Origin of the sequence: Micromonospora sp. NPDC047465 (assembly GCF_040643125.1) — a bacterium.
Taxonomy (GTDB): Bacteria; Actinomycetota; Actinomycetes; order Mycobacteriales; family Micromonosporaceae; genus Micromonospora.
The window spans coordinates 25,307-51,283 of sequence record NZ_JBEYTP010000017.1 but is presented as its reverse complement, the minus strand read 5'-3'; the positions used below and the strand labels follow the sequence as shown (position 1 = coordinate 51,283).

The 25,977-nt window shown below is 72.2% G+C and carries 25 protein-coding genes; 10 read left to right on the top strand and 15 right to left on the bottom strand.

The window, feature by feature from the left end:
* Nucleotides 1-111: 111 nt before the first annotated feature.
* The 8 genes from ABZ793_RS17425 to ABZ793_RS17390 form a co-directional block, all read right to left on the bottom strand.
* Nucleotides 112-1,521, bottom strand: a complete 1,410-nt coding sequence (locus ABZ793_RS17425; RefSeq protein ID WP_357458014.1) for an ABC transporter substrate-binding protein — start codon at nt 1,519-1,521, stop codon at nt 112-114.
* A 22-nt stretch (nt 1,522-1,543) separates the two neighbouring features.
* Entirely contained in the window at nt 1,544-2,374 is an 831-nt protein-coding gene (locus tag ABZ793_RS17420) for a carbohydrate ABC transporter permease (RefSeq protein WP_357458011.1), read from the bottom strand.
* Nucleotides 2,371-3,213, bottom strand: a complete 843-nt coding sequence (locus tag ABZ793_RS17415) for a sugar ABC transporter permease (RefSeq protein ID WP_357458008.1) — start codon at nt 3,211-3,213, stop codon at nt 2,371-2,373. Before ABZ793_RS17415 ends, ABZ793_RS17420 begins: the two co-directional genes overlap by 4 nt.
* Nucleotides 3,214-3,538: 325 nt before the next feature.
* Entirely contained in the window at nt 3,539-4,495 is a 957-nt protein-coding gene (locus ABZ793_RS17410) for a DUF1152 domain-containing protein (protein ID WP_357458005.1), read from the bottom strand.
* 9 nt (nt 4,496-4,504) lie between these two features.
* Nucleotides 4,505-5,770: an MFS transporter gene (locus ABZ793_RS17405; protein ID WP_357458002.1), complete on the bottom strand. Its 1,266-nt coding sequence runs from the start codon at nt 5,768-5,770 to the stop codon at nt 4,505-4,507.
* 130 nt (nt 5,771-5,900) lie between these two features.
* Nucleotides 5,901-6,674: an aminoglycoside adenylyltransferase domain-containing protein gene (locus ABZ793_RS17400; protein ID WP_357457999.1), complete on the bottom strand. Its 774-nt coding sequence runs from the start codon at nt 6,672-6,674 to the stop codon at nt 5,901-5,903.
* 369 nt (nt 6,675-7,043) lie between these two features.
* Nucleotides 7,044-7,871 carry a DUF72 domain-containing protein gene (locus ABZ793_RS17395; RefSeq protein ID WP_357458183.1) on the bottom strand — a complete coding sequence of 276 codons (828 nt, stop codon included), beginning with the start codon at nt 7,869-7,871 and terminating at the stop codon, nt 7,044-7,046.
* 217 nt (nt 7,872-8,088) lie between these two features.
* Nucleotides 8,089-9,171: a putative sulfate exporter family transporter gene (locus tag ABZ793_RS17390; RefSeq protein ID WP_357457997.1), complete on the bottom strand. Its 1,083-nt coding sequence runs from the start codon at nt 9,169-9,171 to the stop codon at nt 8,089-8,091.
* Between the two features lie 116 nt (nt 9,172-9,287).
* On the opposite strand from ABZ793_RS17390, the gene ABZ793_RS17385 reads away from it, so the two are divergent.
* A complete protein-coding gene (locus ABZ793_RS17385; protein WP_357457994.1) occupies nt 9,288-10,202 on the top strand; it encodes a LysR family transcriptional regulator in 915 nt (304 codons plus the stop codon).
* 98 nt (nt 10,203-10,300) lie between these two features.
* Here ABZ793_RS17385 and katG read toward each other — a convergent pair whose 3' ends face one another.
* The 4 genes from katG to ABZ793_RS17365 form a co-directional block, all read right to left on the bottom strand.
* A complete protein-coding gene (gene katG, locus ABZ793_RS17380) occupies nt 10,301-12,577 on the bottom strand; it encodes a catalase/peroxidase HPI (RefSeq protein WP_357457991.1) in 2,277 nt (758 codons plus the stop codon).
* Nucleotides 12,578-12,600: 23 nt separating this feature from the next.
* Nucleotides 12,601-13,029: a Fur family transcriptional regulator gene (locus tag ABZ793_RS17375; protein WP_357457988.1), complete on the bottom strand. Its 429-nt coding sequence runs from the start codon at nt 13,027-13,029 to the stop codon at nt 12,601-12,603.
* A 253-nt stretch (nt 13,030-13,282) separates the two neighbouring features.
* A complete protein-coding gene (prfH, locus tag ABZ793_RS17370; RefSeq protein WP_357457985.1) occupies nt 13,283-13,972 on the bottom strand; it encodes a peptide chain release factor H in 690 nt (229 codons plus the stop codon).
* On the bottom strand, nt 13,969-15,162 hold the full coding sequence (locus ABZ793_RS17365) for an RNA ligase RtcB family protein (RefSeq protein WP_357457982.1): 1,194 nt from the start codon (nt 15,160-15,162) through the stop codon (nt 13,969-13,971). The genes prfH and ABZ793_RS17365 overlap by 4 nt, the downstream gene beginning before the upstream one ends.
* Before the next feature lie 224 nt (nt 15,163-15,386).
* Between ABZ793_RS17365 and ABZ793_RS17360 the strand changes: the two genes are divergently transcribed.
* The 7 genes from ABZ793_RS17360 to ABZ793_RS17330 all read left to right on the top strand — a co-directional run bounded on the left by ABZ793_RS17360 (nt 15,387) and on the right by ABZ793_RS17330 (nt 20,971).
* Entirely contained in the window at nt 15,387-16,367 is a 981-nt protein-coding gene (locus tag ABZ793_RS17360) for a DUF2804 domain-containing protein (RefSeq protein ID WP_357457979.1), read from the top strand.
* Nucleotides 16,368-16,448: 81 nt separating this feature from the next.
* On the top strand, nt 16,449-17,495 hold the full coding sequence (locus tag ABZ793_RS17355) for a hypothetical protein (protein ID WP_357457976.1): 1,047 nt from the start codon (nt 16,449-16,451) through the stop codon (nt 17,493-17,495).
* 140 nt (nt 17,496-17,635) lie between these two features.
* On the top strand, nt 17,636-17,965 hold the full coding sequence (locus ABZ793_RS17350; protein ID WP_350706191.1) for a PadR family transcriptional regulator: 330 nt from the start codon (nt 17,636-17,638) through the stop codon (nt 17,963-17,965).
* On the top strand, nt 17,962-19,026 hold the full coding sequence (locus ABZ793_RS17345; RefSeq protein ID WP_357457973.1) for a hypothetical protein: 1,065 nt from the start codon (nt 17,962-17,964) through the stop codon (nt 19,024-19,026). Before ABZ793_RS17350 ends, ABZ793_RS17345 begins: the two co-directional genes overlap by 4 nt.
* 60 nt (nt 19,027-19,086) lie before the next feature.
* Entirely contained in the window at nt 19,087-19,275 is a 189-nt protein-coding gene (locus ABZ793_RS17340) for a hypothetical protein (RefSeq protein WP_357457970.1), read from the top strand.
* 174 nt (nt 19,276-19,449) lie between these two features.
* Nucleotides 19,450-20,283, top strand: a complete 834-nt coding sequence (locus tag ABZ793_RS17335; RefSeq protein WP_357457967.1) for a MerR family transcriptional regulator — start codon at nt 19,450-19,452, stop codon at nt 20,281-20,283.
* 193 nt (nt 20,284-20,476) lie between these two features.
* Nucleotides 20,477-20,971 (top strand): N-acetyltransferase family protein, encoded by a 495-nt coding sequence (locus tag ABZ793_RS17330; RefSeq protein ID WP_357457964.1) that lies wholly within the window; start codon nt 20,477-20,479, stop codon nt 20,969-20,971.
* A 61-nt stretch (nt 20,972-21,032) separates the two neighbouring features.
* Here the strand turns inward: ABZ793_RS17330 and ABZ793_RS17325 are convergent, their stop codons facing one another.
* The 3 genes from ABZ793_RS17325 to ABZ793_RS17315 all read right to left on the bottom strand — a co-directional run bounded on the left by ABZ793_RS17325 (nt 21,033) and on the right by ABZ793_RS17315 (nt 24,564).
* A complete protein-coding gene (locus ABZ793_RS17325; protein ID WP_357457961.1) occupies nt 21,033-22,352 on the bottom strand; it encodes a cytochrome P450 in 1,320 nt (439 codons plus the stop codon).
* The gene (locus tag ABZ793_RS17320; RefSeq protein ID WP_357457958.1) at nt 22,349-23,134 is read right to left on the bottom strand and encodes an alpha/beta hydrolase; all 786 of its coding nucleotides are present in this window, start codon (nt 23,132-23,134) and stop codon (nt 22,349-22,351) included. The genes ABZ793_RS17325 and ABZ793_RS17320 overlap by 4 nt, the downstream gene beginning before the upstream one ends.
* Nucleotides 23,135-23,289: 155 nt before the next feature.
* Entirely contained in the window at nt 23,290-24,564 is a 1,275-nt protein-coding gene (locus ABZ793_RS17315) for an MFS transporter (RefSeq protein ID WP_357457956.1), read from the bottom strand.
* A gap of 105 nt (nt 24,565-24,669) precedes the next feature.
* On the opposite strand from ABZ793_RS17315, the gene ABZ793_RS17310 reads away from it, so the two are divergent.
* Complete coding sequence (locus ABZ793_RS17310) at nt 24,670-25,233, top strand: adenylate kinase (protein ID WP_357457954.1); 564 nt, start codon at nt 24,670-24,672, stop codon at nt 25,231-25,233.
* A gap of 79 nt (nt 25,234-25,312) precedes the next feature.
* Nucleotides 25,313-25,969 (top strand): M23 family metallopeptidase, encoded by a 657-nt coding sequence (locus ABZ793_RS17305; RefSeq protein ID WP_357457952.1) that lies wholly within the window; start codon nt 25,313-25,315, stop codon nt 25,967-25,969.
* Nucleotides 25,970-25,977 lie beyond the last annotated feature (8 nt).

Below are 25,977 nucleotides of genomic sequence, written 5' to 3'. Positions count from 1 at the left end.
CCCAGCCCGGTGTGCCGCTCGTCGGCCTTGCGCTCGCGGCCGATCTCCGCCGCGGCGAGGGCCTCGGCTGGCCCTTCTCCGTGACCGGACGGCCCGGTGGTGACGCGATGATCAGCCGACCGACTTGTTGTAACTGTCGATGGCGCCCTGCACGCTCGTCGCGGCGTCCTTCATGGCCTGGTCGGCCGGCTTGCTACCGACGATCGCTGCCTCCAGGCCGTCCTCGGACGCCTTGCGGGCCTGCGGCATCACGCCCAGCAGGCACCCGGCCGACGCGACCGACGGCGGCAGCGCGTGCAGCTGGTCGACCGCGGTGCGGAACTGGGGGAACTTCGCCATCCAGTCCTTGTCGATCTGCTCGTCGAGCGCCTTGGCGTTGATCGGCACGTACCCGGTGCTGGTGTGCCACTTGGCCTGCTGGACCGGGGTGGAGGCGAACTTCACGAACTCCCACGCGGCGCGCTTCTCCTTCGCGCCGTGACCGACGCCGTTGATCCACAGGGAGGCGCCACCGATGATCGGTCCGCCCGTGGACGAGCTGCTCACCTTCGGGTACGGGGCCGTCAGGACGGTGAACTTGCCCTTCGCGGCGTCGACGTAGCCGCGCAACACGCTGGTGGACTCCAGGTGCATGGCGACCGTGCCCGCCTTGAACGCCGCCTGGGCGTCGTCGGTCTTGCGGCCGGTGTTCGTCGCGTAGCCGCCCTTCACCAGGTCCGTCCACCACTGCGCGACACGCACGGCCGTCTCCTGGTCGAACTGCACCTTCGAGGCCAGGCCCGTACGCCCGTTGCCGTTGTCGCAGTACTCCTTGCCGTCGGTGGCGAGCAACTGCTCCAACAGCCACCCGTAGATGGCGGCGCCGAAGCCGTACTGGACCGTCTTGCCGCTGGCGTCCTTGACCGTCAGCTTCTTCGCTAGGTCGCCGATCTCGGTGAGGTCCTTCGGTGGCTTCGTCGGGTCGAGACCGACACGCTCGAACGCCTCCTTGTTGAGATAGAGCAAGGGCGTCGAGGAGTTGAACGGCATCGACCACATCTTGCCGTCGACGGAGTAGTAGCTGGCGATGTTCGGCTCGATGTCGCCCGCGTTGAAGCCGTCCTTCTCGATGAACCTGTGCATCGGCACGACCTGCTTGGAGTCGACCATGAAGCGGCTGCCGATGTCGTAGATCTGTACCAGGGCCGGTGTGCTCTTCTGCTGGACCGACGCCTTGTACTTCGCGATCGTCTCGTCGTAGCTGCCCTGGAAGACCGCCTTGACCTCGACCTTGCCCCCACTCTGCGCGTTGAAGTCGGCGACGAGCTGGTCGACGGCGGTGGCGTTGGCCCCCTTCATCGCATGCCAGAACTCGATCGTGGTCTTGTCCGTGGCCTTCTCGAGCACCTCGGCACCGGGGGCGTCGAGCGCGTCACCGCCGCTGTCGGTGCCGGATCCGGAGTCGCCGCAGGCCGTGAGCGCGGCGGCGGCCACGAGGGCGACGAGCGCCGCCGTGGTCCGGCGGAGCCGAGGTCTTCTCATTGGTTCTCTCCTTCTCGAAGGTTCAACGCAGCGCGCCGGCGGTCAGGCCGCGGACGATGTGGCGCTGACCGAGAATCACGACGGCCAGCGTGGGGAGCAGGGAGAGCGCGACGCCGGCGAGGATGAGACCCGGCTGCGCCGCCTCGGCATCGTTGAGCTGGGAGATGCCGATCTGAAGCGTCTGGAATTCGGTGTCGCGGATCAGGATCAGCGGCCAGAAGTATTGGTTCCACGCGGAGAGGAAGACGTAGACCCCGACCGCCGCGATCGAGGGCTTGGACAGGGGCACGATGACCCGCCACAACAGGCGCCAGTGACCGCACCCGTCGATCACCGCGGCGTCCCGCAACTCGGTCGGGAACTGCAGGAACGCCTGACGCAGCAGGAACGTGCCGAACGCCGAGGCGAGGAAGGGCAGCACCAGGCCGAGGTACGTCAGCCCACCCCGCGTCAGGCCCCAGCCGGAGATGGCCAGGTAGTTGGGAATGATGATCGCCTCCCACGGCACCATGAGGGTGGCGAGGAACAGGCCGAAGGTCGCCGCCTTCGCGGGCAGGCGGAGAAACGCGAAGGCGTACGCGGCGAAGATGCTGGTGACGACCTGTGCCACCGTGATGATCCCGGCCTGGACGGCGGAGTTCACGTAGAAGCGACCGAGCGGCACCGAGCGGAACACGTCCCTGATGTTCTGCCAGTGCAGTTCCTGCGGCACCAGCGCGGGCGGGTAGGTCGCCAGGTCACCGGGGCCCATGACGGCGCCGACGAAGCCGTAGTAGACCGGGAACAGGACGGGGATCGCCGCCAGGCCGAGCACGACGTAGACGGCGGCCTGCCCGAGGCTGAGCTTCTTCATCGGTAGTGGACCCGCCGTTCGAGGATGCCGAATTGGACGGCCGTGCAGCCGAGCATGATGACCAGCAGCACGACGGCCTGCGCGCTGGCCGCGCCGAAGTCGGAGGAACCGAAGGCGAACGCCTTCTCGTAGATCGAGTAGACCAGCGTCGTCGTGGCCTGGTCCGGTCCGCCCTTGGTCAGGATGTGGATCTGCCCGAAGCTCTGCAACGCGTGGATCGTGGACACCACGACGAGGAAGAACAGTTGTGGGGAGAGCAGCGGCACGGTTATCCGTGACGCCAGCCGCCAGCCGGTCGCGCCGTCCAGCCGTGCCGCCTCGACCACCTCGGGCGAGATGGCCGACACTCCGGCCGAGAGCACGAGGACGTTGTAGCCGAAGTTCATCCACACCGTGGCGACGCAGACGGCGGGCAGCGCGATCGACGGGTCGGTGAGCCAGTTGACCCGGTCGATCCCGAGGTATCCGAGCAGGCCGTTCGCCACTCCGATCGCCGGGTTGTAGATGACGGCGAAGACAACCGACGCGGTCGCCACCGAGAACGCGAACGGCAGCGCGAACGCGGTGCGCAGCACCCGTACCCCGCGTATGCGCGCCTCGAGCAGCAGCACCACGAAGAGCGCGCCCAGGACGGCCGGCACCACGGAGAACAGCGTGAACAGCGCCGTCGTGGCGAGCACCTTGCCGAACTCCCCGGACAGCATCTCCCGGTAGTGCTCCCCGCCGACGTACTCGGACGGGGCGCCGAAGATGTCGTTCCCGTGCACGGACAGATAGAGGGTTCGCCCGAGCGGCCAGAACACGAACAGGGCGAAGATCGCCACTGAAGGCAGCAGCATCAGCCACGCGAGACCGGGTTCGCCGGAGCGCGCGAGTCGCACCCGTCGGGAGGTGGAACGCGTGGATTCGACGGTCTGGGAGCGGTCGCCCGGTGGCGTGCTGACGGTGCGAGGGGGAGACACCGCAGCACAGTACCAACATCATCGAAAGATGGAAATCATTCGCTCAATGCCGTCGCCGCCGGTGTCGGGCGAACCAAGCCGGGCGCAGAGACATGAGCGGCGATCCGCGGCATTTCCTGTGGCCCGACCGACGACGCGCGCCGCCGCCTTTCTACATCGGTCGGCAGTGCTCGCGACGGCCGCCGCATGGCCCACGTCGGGGTCAGTGCGGGAAGACCCGGGGCGTGCGCCGCTCGATCTCGTCGCGGAACTCCTCGATCCGAGCCGCCACCTGCCGCATGCCCACGGTGTGCTCCAGGCGGTCCAGGTAGAGCGAACGGCGGGCCAGACCGTCGAGGTCGAAGCTGAAATAGATCGCCATCAGCGGGTTGACGAACAGTGTGCTGCCCCGGGTGCGGCGGGTCACGTGCACGTCCCCGTCAGCGCCACGGGTGGCGGCGGCGATCTGCCCGTGCACGATGCTGGGCCGCAGCGGCGTGGCCGCCTGCCCGTACGCCACCGCGTCCCGGTACAGCTCCGCCTCCCGGCTGGCGCCCGGGATGGACAGTGCGCCCAGGTACGCGCCGTCGCGGTCGAGGGCGGCGATGTTCTCCAGCACCTGGGTGTGGTTCACCCCGTGATAGGCGTCGATGCCGAACCCGAGGCAGACCACCAGCTTCACCGGCACGTCGAGCCCGGCGACCGCGGCGGAACTGGTCATGTCCTCGACGGGGGTGCCGAGGCCGGCTTCGTCGCCGCGCATCAGGATGTCGGTGCCACCGTCGACCAGCACCACCGCGTCCACGCCGAGCCTGTCGACCAGGTGTCGGTAGGCGGCGCGCAGCGGCTGCACGCCCACCCTCGGGAAGGCGTACACGGTGCACGGCTGGTCGCTGGCGGCGAGCCAGCGGGCCAGCGCGCGCTCCGGGAAGTAGTCGTCCGGGCCGGCGGTGTCCGGGGTGACGGCGGCGACGTTCTCCGCCTGCCAGGCGTCCAGGTCGAGCAGTTCGAGCTGGGTGAAGGAGAGGTTGGCCAGGTGCACGGTCCGGCCGGTGTCGCGTAACGCGACGGCCAGCGGGATCGCGGCGTACACGTCGAAGCCGCCACCCGCGCCGGCGATCAGCACGGTGCGGGCGGGTTCCAGCGCGGCGAACAGCGGCGGTACGGACAGCGACGGCATGGGGCCTCCTCAGGCGATCGTGGCGGGAGTCTCCGGGGCCGCCGGGGCGGGATCGGCGTACGCGGCGGCGACCGTGGCCCGGTCGAAGACCCGCCAGGTCACCGCGATGACCGCCAGGGCCACCACGAGCCCCACCCAGTACGGCGCGGTCAGCCCGAACCGGGCGGCGACCACCCCGCCGAGCAGCGCACCGAGGCAGTTGCCGCCGGCGGCGATGAACAGCGTCGTGCTGCCCACCCGGCCCTGCAGGGCGGACGGGGTCAACCGCTGACGCAGCGAGTTGGCCACCATGTTCCACAACGCGCCGTGCACCCCGAACGCGAACAGCGCCACCCCGACGACCACCGCGCTGCGGGACGCGGCCAGCGCCAGGTGCAGCCCCGCCTCGATCAGCAGGCCGATCCGGATCGTCCACGTCGCGGTGACCGCGGCGACGAGCCGGTCCCCGACGACCGACCCGAGCAGCCCACCGACCGCGAGGCAGGTGAAGAGGGCGCCGTACCCGACCGAACCGAGGCCCAGCCGTTGCGTGGCGAGCAGCACCAGCACCGCGAGGGCCGCGGTGAGGGTGAGGTTGAGCAGCCCGATCAGCAGGGTCATGGTGCGCAGCAGCCGGTGGGAGAGCAACCAGCGGAACCCCTCGGCGACCTCCGCGCGCACCGAGCGGCGTCCGCCCGTCTCCGACGTTCCGCGGTACGACCCGGCCATCAGGCCCACGAGGAGGGCGCTGAGGGCGTACGTGCCGGCGTTGACGCCGAACGGGATGGCGGCCGCCACCACGAAGAGGAACCCGCCGAGCGGCCCGGCGACCATGTTGTGCATGACTGTCGTGCCCGCGCCCAGCCAGCCGTTGGCCCGTTCCAGCCGCGACCGCGGCACCACCGCCGGCAACACCGCCTGGGCGGCCGTGCGGAACACCACCTCACCGGCGTTCACCACGAACAGCACCGCGTACAGCAGCGCCACCCCGGCCCGGTCGGTGACGATCGCGGCGGCCAGCGCCGCCAGGGCGGCGACCCGTACCCAGTCGACGGCGATCATCAGCCGGCGCCGGTCGACCCGGTCCGCGAGGACCCCGCCGGGCAGCGAGAACAGCAACCACGGCAGCCACGCCACCGCGGCGCCGGCCGACACGGTCAACGGGTCGTCGGTCTGCGACGCCACGTACAGCGGAGCCGCCACCGTCGCCATCCCGCTGCCCAGCGCCGACGTGGTGCTGGCCGCCAGGAGCCGGGCGAAGCGCCCGCCGAGTCGTTCGCTTCTGGTCGCCGTCACGGCGAGCGAACCTACCAGCGGCTGCCGTTCTCGCCGACCGGATTAGGGGACCGGATCCCGCGCGGCCGGCCGTCGGGCATCGGGCGGCTGGCCGCCGCGCAGGCGTTCGCGGCGCACGCGGGCACCCCGGTCATCCGAAGCGGCGCCACGCATCGTCGGCCACCGCGTCGACGCTGCGGCCCGCCGAGGCCAGGTCCGCTGCGGTGAACTGTTCCGGCTCACCCGCACGCCGGCGAACCGCTCGTCGCGCGAGATCGGCGTACGCGGGGAACAGTTCCGCGAGGTACTCGGCGGCGGCCGTCTTCGAGATGACGTCCTGGTGGGCCAGCGTGTAGTGCAGCCGTGCGGGGCCGAGTACGAACCAGCCGACGGTGTCGGCGTCCACGACCTGGTCGGGTGGCACGTCGGCCAACGCGGCCGGGATCGTCGCCGCCGTCGCCTTCCAGTACTCCCGCAGGTTGTCGAGGTTGTACCGGCGCAGTTGCTCCTGGTCGACCCGTATCCGCAGGTCCGCGACGGCCGGTCCACGCACCGGGATGCCGTACCGCCGCAACGTCAACCACAGCACCGGAGTGAGCTCGCCGCACGGCCGGTCGGGCGTGAAGTGGCCGTCCACCACGAACGGCACGGTCCGGTTGTCGATCGGCCAGACCTGCGCCAAGGCCGGCTCGAGATAGACGCCGTCCAGGCGTGGCGATCCCGGCATCTCGCTGTGGATCCTCGCGAGCTGGGTCAGGTCGTCACCGGTGGCCGGCCGCGACGTCAGGATCACCGTGTCCAGGTCACTGGCGCGCGGCTGCCAGGCGCCGAGCGCGGCGGAGCCGACGACGTAGAGGCCCCGCACATAGCCCGGCAGGTCATGATCGACCTTCGCCAGGTAGGCCCGCGTCAGATCCTGGATCATGCCGGCGACCGTAGCAGTGCCGCACGGAACTCGATCGCCTCGGCGTACGTCCGCTTCGGCCGGAGCCGGCGATACGACAGTACGCTGGGCCCGGCAATGCCGGTTCAATACCGTCCGTCGTATTGGGCGGCGGTTACCTGGCGCCGGACACCCGATGCGGCTGTCCGGTGCGGCAGGACAACGGCGGGGGCGACATCGCGCCGGCCGATGCGCCCAACCCACGACCGGTGTTCACCCGCCTGGAGCACATGTAGTCGGGTGCCCTCCGCGCCACTCGGCGCCGTCGGATCGTCGCCGAGCCCGGCGCGGGCGACCGGGCACGCGCCGTTGTCGCGGTCCCGCTGTCGCCCGACCAGCGCCCACCTCGGCTCAGAACAGCGTCGACGGTCCGACCGGCGTCGGCTCGGGCAGCGGTTCGACCCCGGGTAGGCGCGCCCGGACCTCGTCGTGGAACCTGCGGGCGAGATCGGGCGCGTCGGCGTTGTCCGGGGTGTGCACGAACATGGTCGGGGAGCGGCCCTCGCGCAGCCAGCCGGTCACGACGTCGAGCCACGGTTGCCAGCCCTCGACCGTCCGCGCGGGGTCGTCCCGGCCGAGGTACCGGACGATCGGCCGGTCGGTCAGCGCGCGGGTGCGTAGCGGCGTACGTGGCTTCCTGGTCCACGCCTCCCGTTCCGCGTCGCTGGTCGGCGGGGTGCGGAAGAACGCGGTGGTGTCGAAGGGGATCCACTCCGCGCCGACCGTGACGAGCGTGTCCTCCAGGGTCCGCGCCGCCCGCGGGTCGTCGAAGAACGCGGGGTGGCGGACCTCCACGGCGTACCGGTGGGTGGTGGGCAGCCCTCGCAGGAAGCGGGCGAGCGCCGGCACGTCGGCGGGGCCGAACGAGCCGGGCAACTGGATCCACAGGGCGTGGGCCCGTGGGCCGAGGGGTTCGATCGCGTCCAGGAAGCCCCGGAGTTCCTCGTCGGCGCCGGTGAGCCGGCGTTCGTGCGTGACCGTCTTGGGCAGCTTGAGCACGAACCGGAAGTCGGGGTCGGTCTGCCGCGCCCAGGATTCCACCGTCTCCCGTGCCGGGGTCGCGTAGAAGGTGGTGTTCCCCTCGACCGCGGTGCACCAGCCGGCGTACGCGCGCAGCCGCTCGTGGGCCGGCAGCGGATGCGCCAGGAAGCGTCCCTGCCAGGACTTGTGCGTCCACATCGCGCACCCCACGTACAGGCGCATCCGATCCTCCCACCGCTCGACGGCCCGCGCGGGGCAGGCCCGCGCCCGCGTACGGTATCCGGCCGGGCGACCCGGCTCCGCGCACACCCGCCGGCTCGGCCTTCGGCTCGCGCCCGACGTCGGGCCGTCCGCCCCTCGCGCGTTCCCCGACCCGCCGTCGGCCGCCCCGGGCAGCGGCACGGGCTGTCGGCCGTCAGCGGGCGAGGAGTCGCACGCCGACGTAGGCGGTGGCGGCCACCAGGACCCAGCTCGCCAGTCCCAGTGCCAGGGTGCGGCCGCCGGTGCGCCGGAGGGTCGGCAGGTGGATGCCGGTGCCGAGCCCGAACAGCGCGGCGACGAGGAGCACGTGCTGCACGTGACGCGCGGCGTCCGCCAGCGGGTCCGGGACCAGTGGGGTGCTGGCGAGGCCGACCGCGACCAGGAACCCGACGACGAACAGCGGTACCGCGGGTGGCCGGCGGCCCGACCCGGCTGGTGCCCCTCTCGCGGCGCGGCGAGCGGTGACGGCCACCGCGGCCACGAGAGGCGCGAGGAGCGCGACCCGCGCCAGCTTCACCGTGACGGCGGTGGTGAGCGCACCGGGCACCTGGTTGGCGGTGGCTACCGTCTGCCCGACGTCGTGAACGCTGGCGCCGACCCATTCGCCGAACGCGACCGGGTCCAGCGCCAGCGGGCCGCGCAGCAGCGGCAGCAGGGCGATCGCGAGGGTGCCGCACAGTGTGACCAGCGCCACCGCGGCGGGGACGTCGTCGTCCTCGGTGTCCGTCACCTTCTCCATCGCCGCGATGGCGGAGGCGCCGCAGATGCTGAAGCCGGTGGCGACCAGCAGCGAGCGGGCGGGGGACACGCCGAGCAGTCGTCCGAGCAACCGGGTGCCGGCGAAGGTGACCGCGACGGTGCCCACCACCACGGCGAGGCCGGGGACGCCGATCTGTGCCAGGTCGCCGAGGCTCAGTTGCAGGCCGAGGAGCACCACCGCGAGCCGGAGCAGGGGTCCGGCGGCCACCCGGGTGCCGGCATGCAACACCGGGCGGTGCACGCCGAGATTGACCACGACCATCCCGAGCGCCACGGCGACCGTCGACGCGGGCACGGCCGGCAGCATCTGGGTGACGGCGAACGCCACCGCGGTGGCCGCGGCGACCAGGAGCAGTCCGGGGACGGCGCCCGGCAGCCGGCGCGGTTCCGACCCGGGTGGGTGCGTTCGACCGTTTCCGCACCGGCAGCCGGCGCCGCGTGCCGTGAGGGTGGATCTGCTCGGGTCTTCGTCGACCACCGTGCCTCCCGGAAAGTGAGATCCCCTTGACAGTGCCGCAGCGGTGGTCGGGCCGGTAGGTGGCTCGGTGTGATGGGCTCATCAGGGCGGCTGATGGGTCGGCGTAGTGTCTGGGCGTGGAGTTGTCGCGGGTGCCGGATCTGGACGCGCTCGAGCTGTTGCTGCTGGTGGATGCCACCGGAAGCCTCGGCCGGGCGGCACAGGCACGGGGGATCGGGCAGCCGGCCGTCACGGCCCGGGTCCGCACCATGGAGCGGCTCGTCGGTTTCCCCCTGGTCGAGCGGGGTCCCCGTGGATCCACGCTCACGCCCGAGGGGCGGCTGGTGGCCGACTGGGCCCGCGACGTGCTGCAGGCGGCTGCGACACTCGACGCCGGCATCCGCTCGTTGCGGGCGGAGCGGGACGTACGGCTGCGGGTCGCGGCGAGTCTCACCGTGGCGGAGCACCTGTTGCCGACGTGGCTCGTCCGGCTCGCCGCGCAGCGGCCGCAGACCGCCGTCAGCCTGCACGCGATGAACTCCACGGACGTCGCACGGGCGGTGGGCGACGGCACGGCGGACCTCGGCTTCGTGGAGGGGCCGCGCGTGCCCACCGGGCTGGACTCACGCATCGTCGCCCGCGACGAACTCACCGTCGTGACGCATCCGCGCCACCCGTGGGCGCGGCGGCGCCGGCCGGTCGACGCCGCCGAACTCGCCGCGACCCGACTGGTGCAGCGGGAGCCCACCTCCGGCACCCGGCACGCCCTGGAAACAGCCCTGAGCAGCCACGCGCCGCTCGCCCCGCCACTGCTGGAGCTGTCCACCACGAGCGCGATGCGCGCGGCGGTCGCCGCCGGCGCCGGCCCCGCCGTCCTGAGCAACCTGGCCATCGACGACGAGGTCGCCGCTGGACGTCTCGTCCGGGTCCCGGTGACCGGCGTGGATCTCAGCCGGCCGCTCCGCGCGGTCTGGCCGGCCGGTCAGCGACCCACCGGACCGGCCCGGGACCTCCTCGCCATCGCGGCTCGACGCGGTCGAGGACCCGGCTGATCCGGCGCGGGCGCATCGATGACGCGGGCCACGGCCGGCCATCCCGCGGGACGCAGAGGGCCCGGGTCACGTGCTCGGTGACCCGGACCCTCTGCGCATCAGGCGATGTCGTACCGGTCCAGGTTCATGACCTTGACCCACGCCGCGACGAAGTCGGTGACGAACTTGTCGCGCGCGTCCTGGCTGGCGTAGACCTCGGCGAGTGCCCGTAGCTGCGAGTTGGAGCCGAAGATGAGGTCAACCGCGGTGGCGGTCCACTTCACCTCATCGGTGGCCAGGTCCCGGATCTCGTAAACGTGCTCGGCGGATTCCGACGCCTTCCACCGGGTGCCCGGGGAGAGCAGGTTGGTGAAGAAGTCGTTGGTGAGCACGCCGGGCCGGTCGGTGAGGACGCCATGCTGCGTGCCGCCGACGTTGGCACCGAGGGAGCGCAGGCCGCCGATGAGGACGGTCATCTCGGGCGCGGTCAGGTTGAGCATGTAGGCACGGTCGAGGAGCAGTACCTCCGGCTGGGTCTTCTCGCCGGGGCGCAGGTAGTTGCGGAACCCGTCGGCGCGCGGCTCGAGGACCCGGAAGGACTCGACATCGGTCTGCTCGGCAGTGGCGTCGGTGCGGCCCGGGTGGAACGGCACGGTCACCTCGACGCCGGCGTCGCGCGCCGCCTTCTCGACGGCGGCCGAGCCGGCCAGCACGATCAGGTCCGCGAGCGAGATCTTCGCGCCGCCGGCCTCGTTGAACTCGCGCTGGATGCCCTCGAGGGTCTCCAGGACCGTCGCGAGCTGCTCGGGCTGGTTGACCTCCCAACTGCGCTGCGGTTCGAGACGGATCCGCGCGCCGTTGGCGCCGCCACGCTTGTCGGTGGACCGGAAGCTGGCGGCCGAGGCCCAGGCGGTCGAGACCAGCTGGGCGGTCGTGAGACCGGACTCCAGGACCTTCGCCTTCAGGGCGGCGACGTCGGCGTCACCCACGAGTTCGTGGTCGACGGCCGGCACCGGGTCCTGCCACAGCTGGGGCTCCGGCACCCACGGTCCGAGGAAGCGGCTGACCGGGCCCATGTCGCGGTGCAGCAGCTTGTACCAGGCCTTGGCGAACGCCAGCGCGAACTCGTCGGGGTTCTCCAGGAAGCGGCGCGAGATCTTCTCGTACGTCGGGTCGACGCGCAGCGACAGGTCGGTGGTGAGCATCGTCGGCTTGTGCTTCTTCGACGGGTCGTGGGCGTCCGGGATGATCGCCTCGGCGTCCTTGGCGACCCACTGCTTCGCGCCGCCCGGGCTCGTGGTGAGTTCCCACTCGTAGCCGAAGAGGATCTCGAAGAAGCGGTTGCTCCACTGCGTCGGCCGGTCGGTCCACGTCACCTCGAGACCGCTGGTGATCGTGTCCGCGCCCTTGCCGCTGCCGTAGGTGCTCAGCCAGCCCAGGCCCTGCGCCTCCAGCGGGGCGGCCTCGGGCTCGGGACCCACGTGGTCGTCGGCGACGCCGGCGCCGTGGGTCTTGCCGAAGGTGTGGCCACCGGCGATGAGGGCGACGGTCTCCTCGTCGTTCATCGCCATCCGGGCGAAGGTCTCCCGGATGAAGTGCGCCGCCGCAGCCGGGTCCGCGTTGCCGCGGGGGCCCTCCGGGTTGACGTAGATCAGCCCCATCTCGGTCGCCCCGAGGCCGGCCGCCATCTCCTTCTCGGAGACGTAGCGTTCGTCGCCGAGCCAGGCGTCCTCCGGGCCCCAGAAGATCTCCTCGGGCTCCCAGACGTCCTCCCGACCGAAGCCGAATCCGAAGGTCTTGAAGCCCATCGACTCCAAGGCGACGTTGCCGGCGAGCACGAGCAGGTCGGCCCACGAGATCTTCTGGCCGTACTTCTGCTTGACCGGCCACAGCAGCCGGCGGGCCTTGTCGAGGTTGGCGTTGTCCGGCCAGCTGTTGAGCGGAGCGAACCGCTGACCACCGTCGCCGGCGCCACCGCGACCGTCGTGGATGCGGTAGGTGCCCGCGGCGTGCCAACTCATCCGGATCATCAGGCCGCCGTAGTGGCCGAAGTCGGCCGGCCACCAGTCCTGCGAGGTGGTGAGGACCTTGATGATGTCCTGCTTGAGGGCCTCGACGTCGAGCTTGGCGAACTCCTTGGCGTAGCTGAAGCTCTCGCCCAACGGGTTGCCCTTGGACGAGTGGGCACGCAACACCGAGAGGTCGAGCTGGTTGGGCCACCAGTCCCGGTTGGTGCGCGGACGACCTCCGGTCTTCGGGGCCGGCGAGTCGATCGCCGGGTTCTCGCTTTCACTTCCGTGCGCGGTCACGGAGTCGTGCGCGACCGGGCAGCCGGCCGCCGCCTTCTTGTCCACGCCCTGCGCGCTGGAGGGGCCGTTGTCCTGGTTGTCGCTCATCTGCTTCCTTCCGAACTGGCGAATCACTGGGAGGTGCGTTCGGTCGCACAGTCGGGGCAGGTGCCCCAGTAGACGACCTCCGCCTCGTCGACTGTGAAGCCGTGGTCGTCGGAGGCGGTGAGACAGGGAGCGTGGCCGACAGCGCAGTCGACGTCGGCGATCGCGCCGCAGGAGCGGCACACGACATGGTGGTGGTTGTCCCCCACCCGGGACTCGTACCGGGCGGTCGCACCGGCAGGCTGGATGCGCCGCACCAGACCGGCGACGGTGAGCGCGCGCAGCACGTCGTACACCGCCTGGTGGGAGACCGTGGGCTGATCCGCCCGTACCAGGGCGATCACCGTGTCGGTGTCGACGTGCGGGTGGTCGCGCAGCGCTGCGAGCACCGCCAACCGGGGCCGCGTCACGCGCAACGAGACCGCCCGCAGTTGAGTCTCGAGGTCGGACGTCATGTGGTGAACATAGTCCATTCTTTTGGAATGAATCTAGTTTTGCTCGGCTCAACCCGCACACCTTCGGCGCAGACCTGGTCGCCCAGCTGATGGAGCAGGCCCGGGTGGCCGGCTTGCAGTCGACCGGCGATGGCGGGCTGCTGCAGCAGCTCACGAAGCGGATCCTGGAATCAGCGCTCGAGGGTGAGATTCCCGACCACTGTGCCATGCCAAGGGCGACCCGGCAGGAAGAACAGCGGCGGTGGCGCTGCGACTAGCGGGGCGAGCGTGGCCCGGTGGACCGTCCCCGTCGTTGGCGTGCCCCCTGCGGTGGGGCCGTGTCCTGTCCCGACGGGCTCGGGCGTTCGACGCGGGTGGGGTTGCCGCGGACGAGTTCGTCGTGGATGCGCCAGCGGGCGGTGGTGGCGGCGCTACGCGCGGTCTCGTCGCCCTGCTCGACGCGTTGCCGCAGCAGTTGGACGGCGATGCGGCGGTTGAGGCTGAACTGCCGCTCGGTGTCGACCACGACGACGAGGCCCGTGGGACGGTGGGTCGCCCGTACCGCCGTGCTCGCCTTGTTCCGGTGCTGACCGCCGGGGCCGCCGGTACGGCAGGCGACGATGTCGACGTCCGCCTCCGTGAACGTCGTGGTCGGGGTGTCGACCTGGCACGGTCGGGCGGTGACGTACCAGTTCTTCCGGCCGGCGCTCGCCCGGTAGGGGCTGGGCGCCTGCCAGCACAGGGTCCCGGTCCACGAGGCGGCGAACGCCTCGGCGCCGGCACCGGAGATCCGGATCAGCGCCGACCGGTAGGTGTCGGGCCGGTCACCGGGCACGATCTGCGCCCGCCTGGTCGTCAGACCGTGCCGGGTGGCGTCGGCCTCCAGGCGACGCAGCAGCCGGGCCAGCGCCCAGGCGCACTCCTGCGGGCCGCGCCCGGCGGAGACGAGCAGGTGGACGCTCACGGCCGGCCTCGCTTGCGGCGGTTGTCCCGCCGGTCCGGCCGGGAGGTGGGCCCGACGTCGGGTGTCTTGTAGGTGACCAGCGGGACCGTGGTGGCCACGGGGGTGGCCAGGTCGTGGTCGACGAGGTCGCTGACGACCTGCTCGATGCGCTTGTAGGCCGTGGGTGCCTCCTCGAAGAGCAACTGGCGGTCGCCGCACACCACCAGCGACCCGACCGGGGTGCGGCGCAGTTCCTCGACGGTGTGCTTGGCCCGGCCCCGGCGCAGGGCATCGGCGCGGGACATCTTGCGGCCCGCGCCGTGCGCCACGGAATGGTTGGCCTCCGGGCCGGCGTGGCCGGCGACGAGGTAGGAGGGGGTGCCGCGCGTACCGGCGATGAGCACGTCGCGGCCGTCGCCCGGCGCCGCGCCCTTGCGGTGCAGGTAGATCCCGTCGCGGACCTCGACCAGGTTGTGGCACTGGTCGACGATCGGCTCGGTGGGCTCGGCCCCCAGCGCGTGGGCGACCCGGGCCGCCAGCAGCCGCCGGTTGAACGATCCCCAGCGTACGGCGTCGTCGTGCATGGCCAGGTAGGCGGCGGCGTCAGGGGCGGGGCCCGCGCCGTGGACCTCGGTGTGCGCCCGCAGGATCCGCTCGCCCAGCCCTCGGGAGCCGCTGTGGACGATGAGCACGAGGTCGCCGGCGGTGAGCCCGAGACGGCTCGCGTGGCCCGGCTCGAGGACGGTGTCGATCCGCGACAGCTCGACGAAGTGGTTACCCCGGCCGACCGTGCCGAGGCCCTCGACGTGACCGGCGGGAACGTCGCCCTCCACGACGGCCCATGCCGGGTCGTCGGCGTCCTGCTCGGGGTCCAGCGCGCGGTCGAGGTCGGGGAACCGGGCGGCGAGCCTCTCGGGTACGGGGCGCTTGAGCCTGATGGGAAACACGGCGATGCCGCAGCCGATGTCGGAGCCCACCAGGAACGGGTACAGCACGGTCGACGCCATGGCGGCGCCGATCGGGGCGCCCTTGCCCGGGTGCAGGTCCGGCATGGCGGCGACGTGGATCATGCCGTCGAGGGCGGCCACCTGCTGGCACTGCGCCAGGGCGTCGGACTCGATCCAGCTCGTGGGGGAGGCGAACACGGTGACGGTGGCAGGGGCAGGGTTGGGCTGCGGCAGGGACTCCCGCCGCGAATGGTGTGGAGACAAAGACGCTCGCTTTTCGCTGAAAGGGACGGGCGGACGGCACGACGGCACCGGTCGGCGCCGTGGGGCCTGGGAGCAACGGGGTGCTGTCCGTCAGAACGTCATGGGTCCCACCATCCCGGAGCGCGGCGTGGGCGGCAAGCGACTTTCGGCGGCGCGGGCGGTGCTTCGACGGACGTCACGCCCGACTGCCGGCCGGGCCGCCGGCCGACCGGTACCCTGCCCCGGTGACGCGCGAGCGGGAGATCACCGAACCGGTCGACCTGTGCCTGCCCGACGGGCGGCTCAACCCGGCGGCGGTCGGCTGGAGCCGCAGACCGCTGCACCGGGCCAACCTGCGCGGCTGGGGACGTACCAAGCGGTGGGAGTACTGGGGAATCGTCACCCCCACGCACATCGTCGGCCTCGTCGCGTCGTCGCTGGACTACGCGGGCGTGCACAGCGTCTACGTCCTCGACCGCCGCACCGGCGTCGAGACCAACAAGGAGGCGGTGGTCCCGTTCGCCCGCCGCGCGCTGTTCCCGGCGGCCAGCGGCGCGGGCCGGGTACGCGCCGCCGGCGGCGGCCTGTCGATCGACATCGACCAGCGCCCGGACGGCAGCACGATCCGCGCCACCACGCCCGGCGTCCAGGTCGACCTGGAGGCGCCGCTGCCCGCGGAACACGAATCGCTCGGCGTCGTGGTGCCGTGGGACACCCGCCGGTTCCAGTACACCGTCAAGGACCTCGGCCGGCCCGTACGCGGCACCCTGTGGGTGGGCGACACGGCGTACCCGGTCAGCGCGAAGGACTCGTTCGGCGTGCTCGACCACGGCCGCGGCAGATGGCCGTACGCCGTCCGGTGGAACTGGGCGGCCGGCAGCGGTCCCGGCCGATCCATCCAGTTGGGCGGCAGATGGACCGACGGCACCGGCTCCACCGAGAACGCCCTCTTCGTCGACGGGCGGCTGCACAAGATCGGCGCGGACCTGACCTGGCGCTACGACCGCACCGACTGGCTACGGCCCTGGCGGATCACCGGCGACCGGGTGGACGTGGAGTTCCACCCGTTCCACGAGCGGGTCGCCCGCACCAACCTCGGCGTGCTGGCCAACGAGACCCACCAGTGCTTCGGGCACTTCACCGGCTGGGCGCAGACCGACGACGGCGAGCGCACGGACCTCGACGGCCTCGTCGGCTGGGCGGAGGAAGCACGCAACCGCTGGTAGTCCGACCCGGACCGGCGTGCCGCGATGAGAGGATTGCCGGTGATGCGACGCAGTAAGGGAACCGCGCGGAGGTTGCCGCGCGTGGCGGGAGCGGCCGTCATCCTCGCCGTCCTGCTGGTGCCGGGCGCCGCGGTGGCGAACCCGTCGCCCGCTCCGGTCCGGGGGACGCCGCTGTGCGAGGTGCGTGACGACCGGCTGACCGAGATCTCCGGCCTGGCCGCCACGGATGACGGGTACGTCGTGGTCAACGACGGCGCGGACAACGAGGCCCGCCGGCGGATCTTCTTCCTCGACCATGACTGCGCCGTCGAGCGGACGGTGCCGTATCCGTCGCGGCCCCGCGACACCGAGGATCTCGCCGTCGGCGCGGACGGCACGGTCTGGGTGGCGGACATCGGCGACAACGACCGTTCTCGGCAGACGGTCGCGGTGTGGAAGCTGCCGCCGGGCGCCGACCGCCCGGTGCTGCACCGCATGGCGTATCCGGACGGCCCGCACGACGCCGAGGCCGTGCTCGTGACCGGCGACGGCCGGCCGGTGATCGTGACCAAGTACTCGGCCAACCTGTACGCCCCGAGCGGCCCACTGCGACCGGGCGCGACCGTGCCACTGGCGAAGGTGGGACAGGTCCGGTTGCCGGCCTCCACGACGAGCAACCCGTTCTCGGTGCTCGGCCGGACAGCGGTCACCGGCGCCGCCACCGCGGCGGACGGGCGCAGGGTAGTGCTGCGCACCTATGCCGACGCGTACGAGTTCGACGTCGCCGACGGCGACGTGGTCACCGCGCTGACCAGCGGGACCCCACGGGTCATCCCGCTACCCGACGAGCCGCAGGGCGAGTCGATCACCTACAGCCGCGACGGGCGGTATCTGCTCACCGTCTCCGAGACCGCCGGCCGGCCGCCGGGAACTAGGGCGGACCTCCTCCGCTACGCCCTGGCCGCGGCCGACCCGTCGACAGCGCCGGTTGCCACCCCCGCGCCGACCGCGCGCGCCGCGGACGACGACAGGGCGGAACACCCCGACGACGTGCCCACGTTCATCGCGGCGGCCGGAGCACTCGGGCTGGGGCTGGTCGTCGTGGCGGGGGTCGTGGTGGCCCGTTCCCGGCGGGCCAGGTCGCGCTAACCGTCCCTGGCCCGGTCGGTCGATGCGGCGGACCCCGGACCTCATCCGGCGTTCCCCGGCCGCGTCAGCGTCCCTCCAGATATGTCCGCCTGGACGCATATCCTGTCTCCCGATATATTGTGGCCATGGTGACTCGACCGATGACCGAGGCGGCGTTCTTCGTCCTGACAGCGCTGGCCGGTGGGCCCTGCCACGGCTACGGCGTCGTCAACGAGGTGAAGGAGTTGTCGCGGGGGCGGGTGCACCTGAGGGTGGGCACGCTCTACGGCGTGCTCGACCGGCTCGTCACCGACGGTCTGGTGGAACTGGACCGCGAGGAGGTGCAGCAGGGTCGGCTCCGGCGGTACTACCGGCTGACCAACTCCGGCGGGCGGGCGTTGGCGGAGGAAGCTGACCGCCAAGCCGCCAATGCCCGTGCGGCCGCTGAGAGGCTCGGTGTGTGGCGGCCCGCCGCCGGCGGTGCGGCATGACGAGCAGCCTGGAGCAGCGGTACCGCCGGCTGCTGACGCTTCTGCCAGCCTCCTACCGCCGGAAGTGGGAGGACGACATGGTCCGCACCTTCCTGGAGTGCGTCGGCGCTGAGGAAGACACCGAGGACGCCGCGTACCTCCGGGACCACGGCCGGCCGGACAGAGACGAAGTCCTCAGCGTCCTGGCGCTTGCTACGCGGCTTCGGCTCGGCGGCGTCGGCGCCGAGCCGAGGTCGCGGCTCCGGGGCGATGCGATCCGCGCGGTGGCGCTGCTCGGCCTGCTCTTCCATGCCGTCACGGCGGCGGTGGAGATCGGCGTCATGCCCTGGCTCGCCGGCGACTTTCTGCCGCTGCCGACGCCGCCCACCGAGCCGGTGTTCGACCTGCCCGGTGCACCGTGGCGCCTGGCGTTCAACCCCCTTGGTCTGTTCGCGATCGCCGCGTTCGTCGCGCTCGCGGTGAATCAGCCCAGGCCGGCCCGCTGGCTGGCGGCGGTGCCCCTCGTCGCGGACTGGGTCGCCAGGACCTACGAGGCGATGTTCCTGCCTGGCGGCACGCCCCCCACCACCACCTGGCTCATCGTGCTCGTCAACACCGGCCTGGTGCTGGCGTTGGTGGCGTTCCATCGGGAGGCTCCGCCCGTGCGCACCCGGGCCTGGATCCGTGCCTTCGTCGCCGGTGTCCTCCTGAGCCCCCTGTTCGTCATCGGGATGTGGACACTTCCCGTGGAGCAGGAGCTGCGATTCGCCGCACTCGACTGGCCGGGCCTGTGCGCGTTGTCGGTGTCCGCAGCGGGTATCGCCTACCTCGTCCTGCGCGCGTCGGCAGTGGCCCGGGCAGCCCACTGGCCGCTGACTCTCCTGTTCCTGGGGCTTGCTGCCCTCGCGCTGCGCGGCGTGTCCGTCGCCGACTACGTCCTGCGGGGCGGCGCATCTGCCGCCGTGACAGCGGTGTGCGCTGCCGAGGCAGCGATCCTGCTGGTGGTGTGCTTGCCGCTGGCGATGCTGGCGCAGCGGGCCACCCGGGAACTCTCCGTGAACCCCGCCGACGTGCCGGGATGACGTGACACAGGCCATCAGATGGCCAGCGACCCATCGAGCTGTGCGAGAGGAGATCCCCTCATGTCGGAGCCTGACACGCCGCGCAGGACGCAGGATCCCGGCGGCGCGGAGAAGTACCGGCGGTTGCCGGCACGCGTACGCCTCGACCAGGTCGTCACCACCCAGGCCGCGACCCCGGCCGGCCTGTTGTGGCTGGCGACCTCGGGCGACACCGGTGGGTGTGGCGGCGGCGACGGCGACGGTGACTGAGGCGAAGCCCCCTCACGATCGCGCCGGTGGTGCCTGGGCGGGAAGAGTGGCTGGAGCCGCCGTTGCGGTAGGTGACGGCGGGCGATGGCTGGCGCGACCGGTGCGTCATGCCGGCCGATGATCGGCACCTGCCTGTTTGACCCTGCCCCTGGGGCGGAGGGCAGACTCCCGCCCATGCCACGGTGGTTGACGAGCGGTGAGTTCCTGAATCGGTCACGACTGAGCACGAAGGCGTTGCGCCTCTACGAGGAGCGGCAACTGCTGCGCCCGGCGCACGTCGACGCCCGGACCGGCTACCGGTACTACGGCGCCGCGGAGCTCGACCGGGCTCGCCGCATCACCCTGCTGCGCGCGATCGGCATGCCCGTGGCGGACGTTGCCGAGGTGCTCGGACTTCCCGGCCCGCAGGCGGTCGACAGGGTGGAGGCGTACTGGCGCGACGCCGAGGCCGCGCACCACGCCCGTCGGCCGCTGGTGCGCCACCTGCTGGGTCTCCTCGACGATCGAGTGGCCCCGGGGGTCGCGTCCGGGATCCGGTGTCGCGACGTGCCCACCCAGAAGGTGACCTTCATCCAGCGACACGTGACCGCCGATCGCCTTCCGTTCTTCCTGCCCGAAGCGACACGCCTGCTGTTCGACCACCTGACCGCCGCCGGCGGCACGCTGTCCGGGCCCGTGTTCGTCGCCTACCACGGCCTGGTCACCGAGGACTCCGACGGGCCCGTCGAGGTGTGCGCCCCGACGGGTGATCCGGTGGAGCCCGAGGGGTCGGTGGGGGTCCGGATCGAGCGAGCCCACCGGCAGGCGTACGTGTCGCTGACGAAGGCGGAGGCGGCCTACCCGGCGATCCTGCGGGCCTACGACGCGCTGGATTCGTGGCTCCGGGATCACGACCAGCGGCTGGGTGCGTCCGCGCGGGAGATCTACTACGAGAACTGGGCCACCGCGGCCGACGCTGAGCCGTGCGTCGATGTCGCCTTCCCCTGCGAACCGGCAACACCCCGGTAGGCCGCGAACCCCGTGCCGTCACCACCGGGGGCCAGCGGGCGGAGCGCCGCGTCGAGTGCGCCCGCGCCGCCCGTTCACGCGGCCGTCGGCGGCAGCAAGCGCCCGGCCGCTAGGCTCATCGCCTGTCGGCGTTCCCGTCGGCCGCCGACGTCGTGACGGGCCGTCCGGCCCCGAGCCCGAACGGAGCCCGCTGATGGCCGGCATCGCCGTCCGACCCATGACGCCACAGGACGCCGAGCGGGTCCTGGCGATCTACCAGGCCGGCCTCGACGCGGGCGACGCCAGCTTCGAAACCGTCGCCCCGACCTGGGCGGCATTCGACGCGGGAAGGCTGGACGACCACCGCTTCGTGGCCGTCGACGGCGACGCCGTGGTCGGCTGGGTCGCCGTGTCACCGACGTCGACCCGGGCGGTCTACGCCGGGGTGGTCGAGCACTCCGTGTACGTCGATCCGACCGCCAGCGGACGTGGCGCGGCGCGGATGCTGCTGGACGCGCTCGTCGCCTCGACCGAGGCGGCCGGAATCTGGACCATCCAGTCCGGGGTGTTCCCCGAGAACACCGCCAGCCTCGCCCTGCACCAGCGGGCGGGCTTCCGGGTCGTCGGCATCCGCGAGCGGGTCGGCCGTCACCACGGCCGCTGGCGCGACGTGGTCCTGCTGGAGCGCCGCAGCCCCGTCATCACCTGAACCGGCCGGTTCCGCCCGACCGGGGCCGCACTGCACGCCGGTCGGCGGGGCCGGGGCGTGATCAGCGGCGCCGCCAGCGGATCGGCAGGCGCTTGACGCCGCGCTGGAAGTTCGAGCGCAGGTAGTCGGGTGGGCCCGCGTACGTGACGCTCGCGGTGCGGGCAAGCAGTTCCTGGAGCAGCGCACGGAGCTGGCACCTGGCCAGGTGCGCGCCGAGGCAGAAGTGCGGCCCGTGACCGAAGACGAGGTGCGGGTTGGGGTGACGGGCGAGGTCGAGCCGGTCGGGCTCGGCGAAGACCCGTTCGTCGCGGTTGGCCGACGCGAACGAGACCACCACCTTGTCCCCGGCCCGCACCGGCACCCCGGCGACGGTGGTGTCCACCGTGGCGGTACGCCGGAACACCATCACCGGCGTCCACCAGCGCAGCAGTTCGTCGACGGCGGTGTCGAACAGCGCCGGGTCGCGGCGCAGCCGCGCCATCTCCGCCGGATGCTCCAGCAGGGCGATCATCGCGCCGGGCAGGCCGTTGCGGACGGTCTCGTTGCCGGCCACGGCGAACAGCCAGAACATGTTCTCGAACTCGTCCACCGAGAGCCGCTCGTCGCCGCGGTGCGCCAGCAGGATGGACATGACGTCCTGTCCCGGGTCGCGGCGCTTCGACTCCGCCAGCAGGTGCGCGTACGCGTAGAGGTCGGCCATGCCGGCCCTGGTGCGCGGATCCGGCATCCGGCCGTCGGCGTCCGGCACCGGCCGGTGCCGCAGTGCCTCCCGGGCCGCAGCGGTGCCGGCCTGCGGGTCGAAGGTGGCGGACACGGCGTAGTCCGGATCCTGGAAGCCGATCACCCGGTTCGACCAGTCGTACAGCAGCCAGCGGTCGCGGTCCGGCACCCCGAGCACGTCCGCGAGAGTGAGCAGCGGCAGGTCGGCGGCGAGGTCGCGGACGAAGTCGCAGGTGCCCTCGTCCGCGTCGCCGAGCGCGCGGTCGACGAGCGCCGCCGCGTTCGCGCGGATCGACGCCTCCAGGGCGGCGACCGCGCGCGGGGTGAACGAGCGGGCGACCGGCCGGCGCAGCCGGCCGTGCTCCGGCGGATCCATGTTGAGCATCATCCGCCGGACGTAACCCAGGTCCTCCGGGGTCGCCGGGTCGCGGATCTGGGTAGCGCCGAGTGCCGACGAGAAGAGCCCCGGCTGCCTGAGCACGGCCGTCACGTCGGCGTGCCGGAGCACCAGCCAGAAGCCCGGACCGCCGGGCAGCCCGAGCAGCGGCGGCTCCTCGACCCACACCACCGGGCTGGTCGCGCGCAGCGTGGCGAGCAGGTCGTACGGAACGCCGTCGACGTAGGTGCGGGGATCGACCAGGGACGCCGCGTCGAGGCTCACTGCCCGAGGAAGTCCTCGAGCACCGTGACCAACCGCACCGGGGTCTCGTACATCGCGTAGTGCCCCGCGTTGGCGAGGACCTCCAGCCGGGCGTTCGGGTAGTGGCGCATCCAGGTCTCGCGCATCGTGTCGGCGCCCAGCGCCGGGTCGTGCTCGCCGACGACGGCGAGCGCCGGCACCTGGTTGCCCTTTACGTCGTCCGTGAAATCGGTACGCGCCCAGGCGGTGAGGTAGGCGCCGAACGCCTCCCGGGTGGAGTGGTCGAGGGAGAACCGCACCATCTCGTCCAGCCAGCGGCCGGACAGCCGGTTGCCGGTGGTGAGGTCGATGATGGCGCGCCGGTTGCCCGGGTTGGCGGCGGCGCCGTCGAACAGGGCCCAGGCCTGCAGGTCGAAGGGAACACCACCGGCCGGGACCGGGCTGATGCCGACGAGCCGTTCCACCCGTCCCGGCGCGTCGGCGAGCACCCGCTGGGCGGCGCTGCCGCCCATGGAGTGCCCGACCACCGAGAACGTGTCCCAGTCGAGGGAGTCGGCGAGGGCCAGGGCGTCACGGGAGATCTCGGCGATGCTGTGGTCGCCTGCGACCCCGGTGCGCGCGCCGTAGCCCCGGTAGTCCAGGAAAGCCCAGGTGAAGCGCTCCGCGTCGATCAGTTCCGGCAGCCAGCCCCAGCCCCGCGCCGACCCGAACCAGCCGTGCAGCGCCAGCACCCTGCGTGGCCCGTGCCCGACGGTGACCGGGCTCGCGTCGGAGTCACCGACGCTGGTGTGGCTGGTCGACATGACGGCGACCCCTTTCGTTGTTGCGGCGCTGCGACCGAAGTGAACAACCTGAGGCCGACGAGGTGAAGCCTGGTGACGTGAAAGCGACCGTAGTCCGCGTGCGGGCCGAACGGAAGAGTGGTCGGCGGTGCCCCGAGGGACACCGGCGCGCCGGATCAGGTTGCGGACCGCTGAAGCTCCGGCTCGTGGGCGACCGGTTCCGAACCGGCTCGGCGGATGGGCGTGAACGCTCCGCCGACCGCGACCAGGAGACACCCTGTTCCGGCGACGAGAGTCACCGCGGTGACGCCGTACCGGCCGGCGGCCCAGGTCAGCACCGCGGCACCGGCCGGGCCGAGCGAGTAGTGCGTGCTCCAGAAAGCCGACGTGACCCGCCCGAGCAGGTGATCGGGCGTGATCTCCTGGCGCAGCGACATCGAGCAGATCCCACCCACGCTGACGCCGCACAGGTATACCGCGGTCAGCACGGTGACGCCGTGTACGTCCCCGACGACGCCGATGCCGGCGATGGCGAGACCGGACATCGCCACCGCGCCGATCCAGGTGACGCCGAAGCCACGCCTGCGGCGTACCGGCGCCACCAGCAGCGCTCCGGCGATCGTGCCCAGCGCCGCCAGCCCGAGCACCGTGCCGACGGTGCCGTCGGAGCCGCCGAGGTCGTTCTTGACGTGGTAGATGAGCACGTCGGTGAAGCCGTACGTCAGGAAGATGAAGACCGACAGCAGGATGGTCAGCGAGCGGAGCACGGGCTGACGCCAGAGGAACCGAGCGCCGGCCAGGAACTCGGCCAGTCGCGTCTCCCGCCCCACCCCGTCGGTCCCTTCCCCCTCGGTGGGCTGCCGGAGCCGGACCAGCCAGAGGCCGGCGGCCGACAGGGCGAAACTGGCCGCGTTGATGGCGATGGCCGCCGTGGGACCGAACCGGGCGGACACCACTCCCGCGAGCAGCGGTCCGCCCACGGCCGCCGTCGCGTAGGTCGCCTGCAGCCGCCCGTTGGCTTCGGTGATCCGGTGTCGGTCGACGAGGTTGCGCACCGCGGTCACCGCGGCGACCTGGAACACCATGCCGGCCGCCTCGCAGATCGGCAGGACGACGAAGAGCAGCCAGATCTGTGGGCCGGCGAGCCAGGCCAGGGGAACGAGGGCGTAGAGCACCAGGCGGGCCAGGTCTGCGGCGATCATGAGTGTCCGCCGGTCGTACCGGTCGACCAGGACGCCGCCGAAGACCCCCGCGCCGACGGAGGCGGCGCCGGCCACGGCCGTGAGCAGGCCCATCTGGGCGACCGACCCGGTCGCGTGCAGCACGAGCAGCGGCACCGCGATGTAGGCGAACGAGTCACCGGCGGCGGAGAGCGACTGCGCCGCCCAGTACGCGCCGAAGTTGCGGTCACGCCACAAGGGAGGCTGGGCCGGACCGACGCGTTGGCTCATATCCGGCGAGGATAGTCCCGCCACCCCGGTCAGGCTGGCGAGCCTGACGGCGGGGTGGGACACGGTGGGCCGGGCGGTGTGGCGCCGCCGGCGTACGCTGCCGCGATGAGCGCTCCGTCGCGGATCCTCATCTACGCCGTGTACGGCGCCGGCAAGTCCACCCTGGCGGCGCGGCTGGCCCGGCACCTGGGGCTGCCGTGGTACCCCGTCGACGACCTGCTCTGGGAGCCCGGCTGGGTCGAGGTGCCGGTCGCGCAGCAGCGCAGCCGGATCGAGGCGATCTGCCGACGTGACCGATGGATCCTCGACGGCGCGTACCACGGGTGGCGGGACGTGGTGCTGGCCCGCGCCGACCTGGTCGTCGGCCTGGACTACCCGCGCTGGTGCTCCTTCGGGCGCCTGCTGCGTCGCACCGTCCGTCGGTTGCGGACGGGGGAGGAGATCTGCAACGGCAACCGCGAGTCGCTGGGCAGCGTGCTGTCGCGCGACTCGATCCTGGTGTGGCACCTCACCGCGTTCGGCCGGGCCCGGCGGCGGATGCGGGCCTGGCAGGCCGACCCGACCGGGCCGCCGGTGCTGCTGTTCCGCTCGCCGGCAGCCCTGGACCGGTGGTTGACCGACCTGCCCCGCGCGGGAGACGGGGCCGGCACGCTCGGCTCACGTCGTTGACGTCGGTCCACCGGTAGAGGTTCGTGTGGCGACGCGCAGGTGACACGGGAGGTTCACGATCTCCACTCTCGACCACGTCGTGCTCACGTTACCGTTCCGCGGCCCGTGGCTCGCGCGCAACAGCCCGGCCCGGCGCGTGCCGAGCCACGGCACCCACCTGTTCGCCACGACGTACGCCATGGACTTCGTCGCGGTGCGGGGCCGGCGCACGGCGACCACGCGGGACTGGCGCTCGCTGTTGTCCACGGAGCCGGTGGAGCGGTTCTTCGCGTTCGGTCAGCCCGTCCTCGCGCCCGCGGCCGGCAGGGTGGTGTCGGTCCACGACGGCGAGGCGGACCACGTGGCGCGGCGGTCGCCGCTCGCGCGGGTGCCCTACGCCCTGACCCAGGCGTCCCGGGCGCGCGGCGGCGCCGGCGCGCTCGCCGGCAACCACGTGATCCTCGAGCTGGAGGGCCGTCGTGCGTACGTCGTGCTCGCCCACCTGCGCGCCGGCTCGATCCGGGTGGGCGAGGGCGAGCCCGTCGCGGCCGGCCGGGAGGTGGCCGACTGCGGCAACTCGGGCAACTCCACGCAGCCGCACCTGCACATCCAGGTCATGGACTCCGCGGATCCGTTCGCCGCGCGTGGCCTCCCCATGTCCTTCCGGGACTATCGGGCGTGGCGTCGACCCGACGGGCCGTCGGTCGTGGTCGACCGGGGCATTCCTCAGGAGACGGAGGTCGTCGAATCGTTGTGACGGGCCGG

Coding starts and splice junctions, on each gene's coding strand:
- ABZ793_RS17330 (WP_357457964.1), top strand. CDS start 20,477: ATGGCCGGCATCGCCGTCCGACCCATGACGCCACAGGACGCCGAGCGG.
- ABZ793_RS17400 (WP_357457999.1), bottom strand. CDS start 6,674: ATGATCCAGGATCTGACGCGGGCCTACCTGGCGAAGGTCGATCATGAC.
- ABZ793_RS17320 (WP_357457958.1), bottom strand. CDS start 23,134: ATGTCGACCAGCCACACCAGCGTCGGTGACTCCGACGCGAGCCCGGTC.
- ABZ793_RS17350 (WP_350706191.1), top strand. CDS start 17,636: ATGACCGAGGCGGCGTTCTTCGTCCTGACAGCGCTGGCCGGTGGGCCC.
- ABZ793_RS17375 (WP_357457988.1), bottom strand. CDS start 13,029: ATGACGTCCGACCTCGAGACTCAACTGCGGGCGGTCTCGTTGCGCGTG.
- ABZ793_RS17420 (WP_357458011.1), bottom strand. CDS start 2,374: ATGAAGAAGCTCAGCCTCGGGCAGGCCGCCGTCTACGTCGTGCTCGGC.
- ABZ793_RS17340 (WP_357457970.1), top strand. CDS start 19,087: ATGTCGGAGCCTGACACGCCGCGCAGGACGCAGGATCCCGGCGGCGCG.
- ABZ793_RS17345 (WP_357457973.1), top strand. CDS start 17,962: ATGACGAGCAGCCTGGAGCAGCGGTACCGCCGGCTGCTGACGCTTCTG.
- ABZ793_RS17415 (WP_357458008.1), bottom strand. CDS start 3,213: ATGCTGCTGCCTTCAGTGGCGATCTTCGCCCTGTTCGTGTTCTGGCCG.
- katG (WP_357457991.1), bottom strand. CDS start 12,577: ATGAGCGACAACCAGGACAACGGCCCCTCCAGCGCGCAGGGCGTGGAC.
- ABZ793_RS17395 (WP_357458183.1), bottom strand. CDS start 7,871: ATGTGGACGCACAAGTCCTGGCAGGGACGCTTCCTGGCGCATCCGCTG.
- ABZ793_RS17310 (WP_357457954.1), top strand. CDS start 24,670: ATGAGCGCTCCGTCGCGGATCCTCATCTACGCCGTGTACGGCGCCGGC.
- ABZ793_RS17425 (WP_357458014.1), bottom strand. CDS start 1,521: ATGAGAAGACCTCGGCTCCGCCGGACCACGGCGGCGCTCGTCGCCCTC.
- ABZ793_RS17335 (WP_357457967.1), top strand. CDS start 19,450: ATGCCACGGTGGTTGACGAGCGGTGAGTTCCTGAATCGGTCACGACTG.
- ABZ793_RS17410 (WP_357458005.1), bottom strand. CDS start 4,495: ATGCCGTCGCTGTCCGTACCGCCGCTGTTCGCCGCGCTGGAACCCGCC.
- ABZ793_RS17315 (WP_357457956.1), bottom strand. CDS start 24,564: ATGAGCCAACGCGTCGGTCCGGCCCAGCCTCCCTTGTGGCGTGACCGC.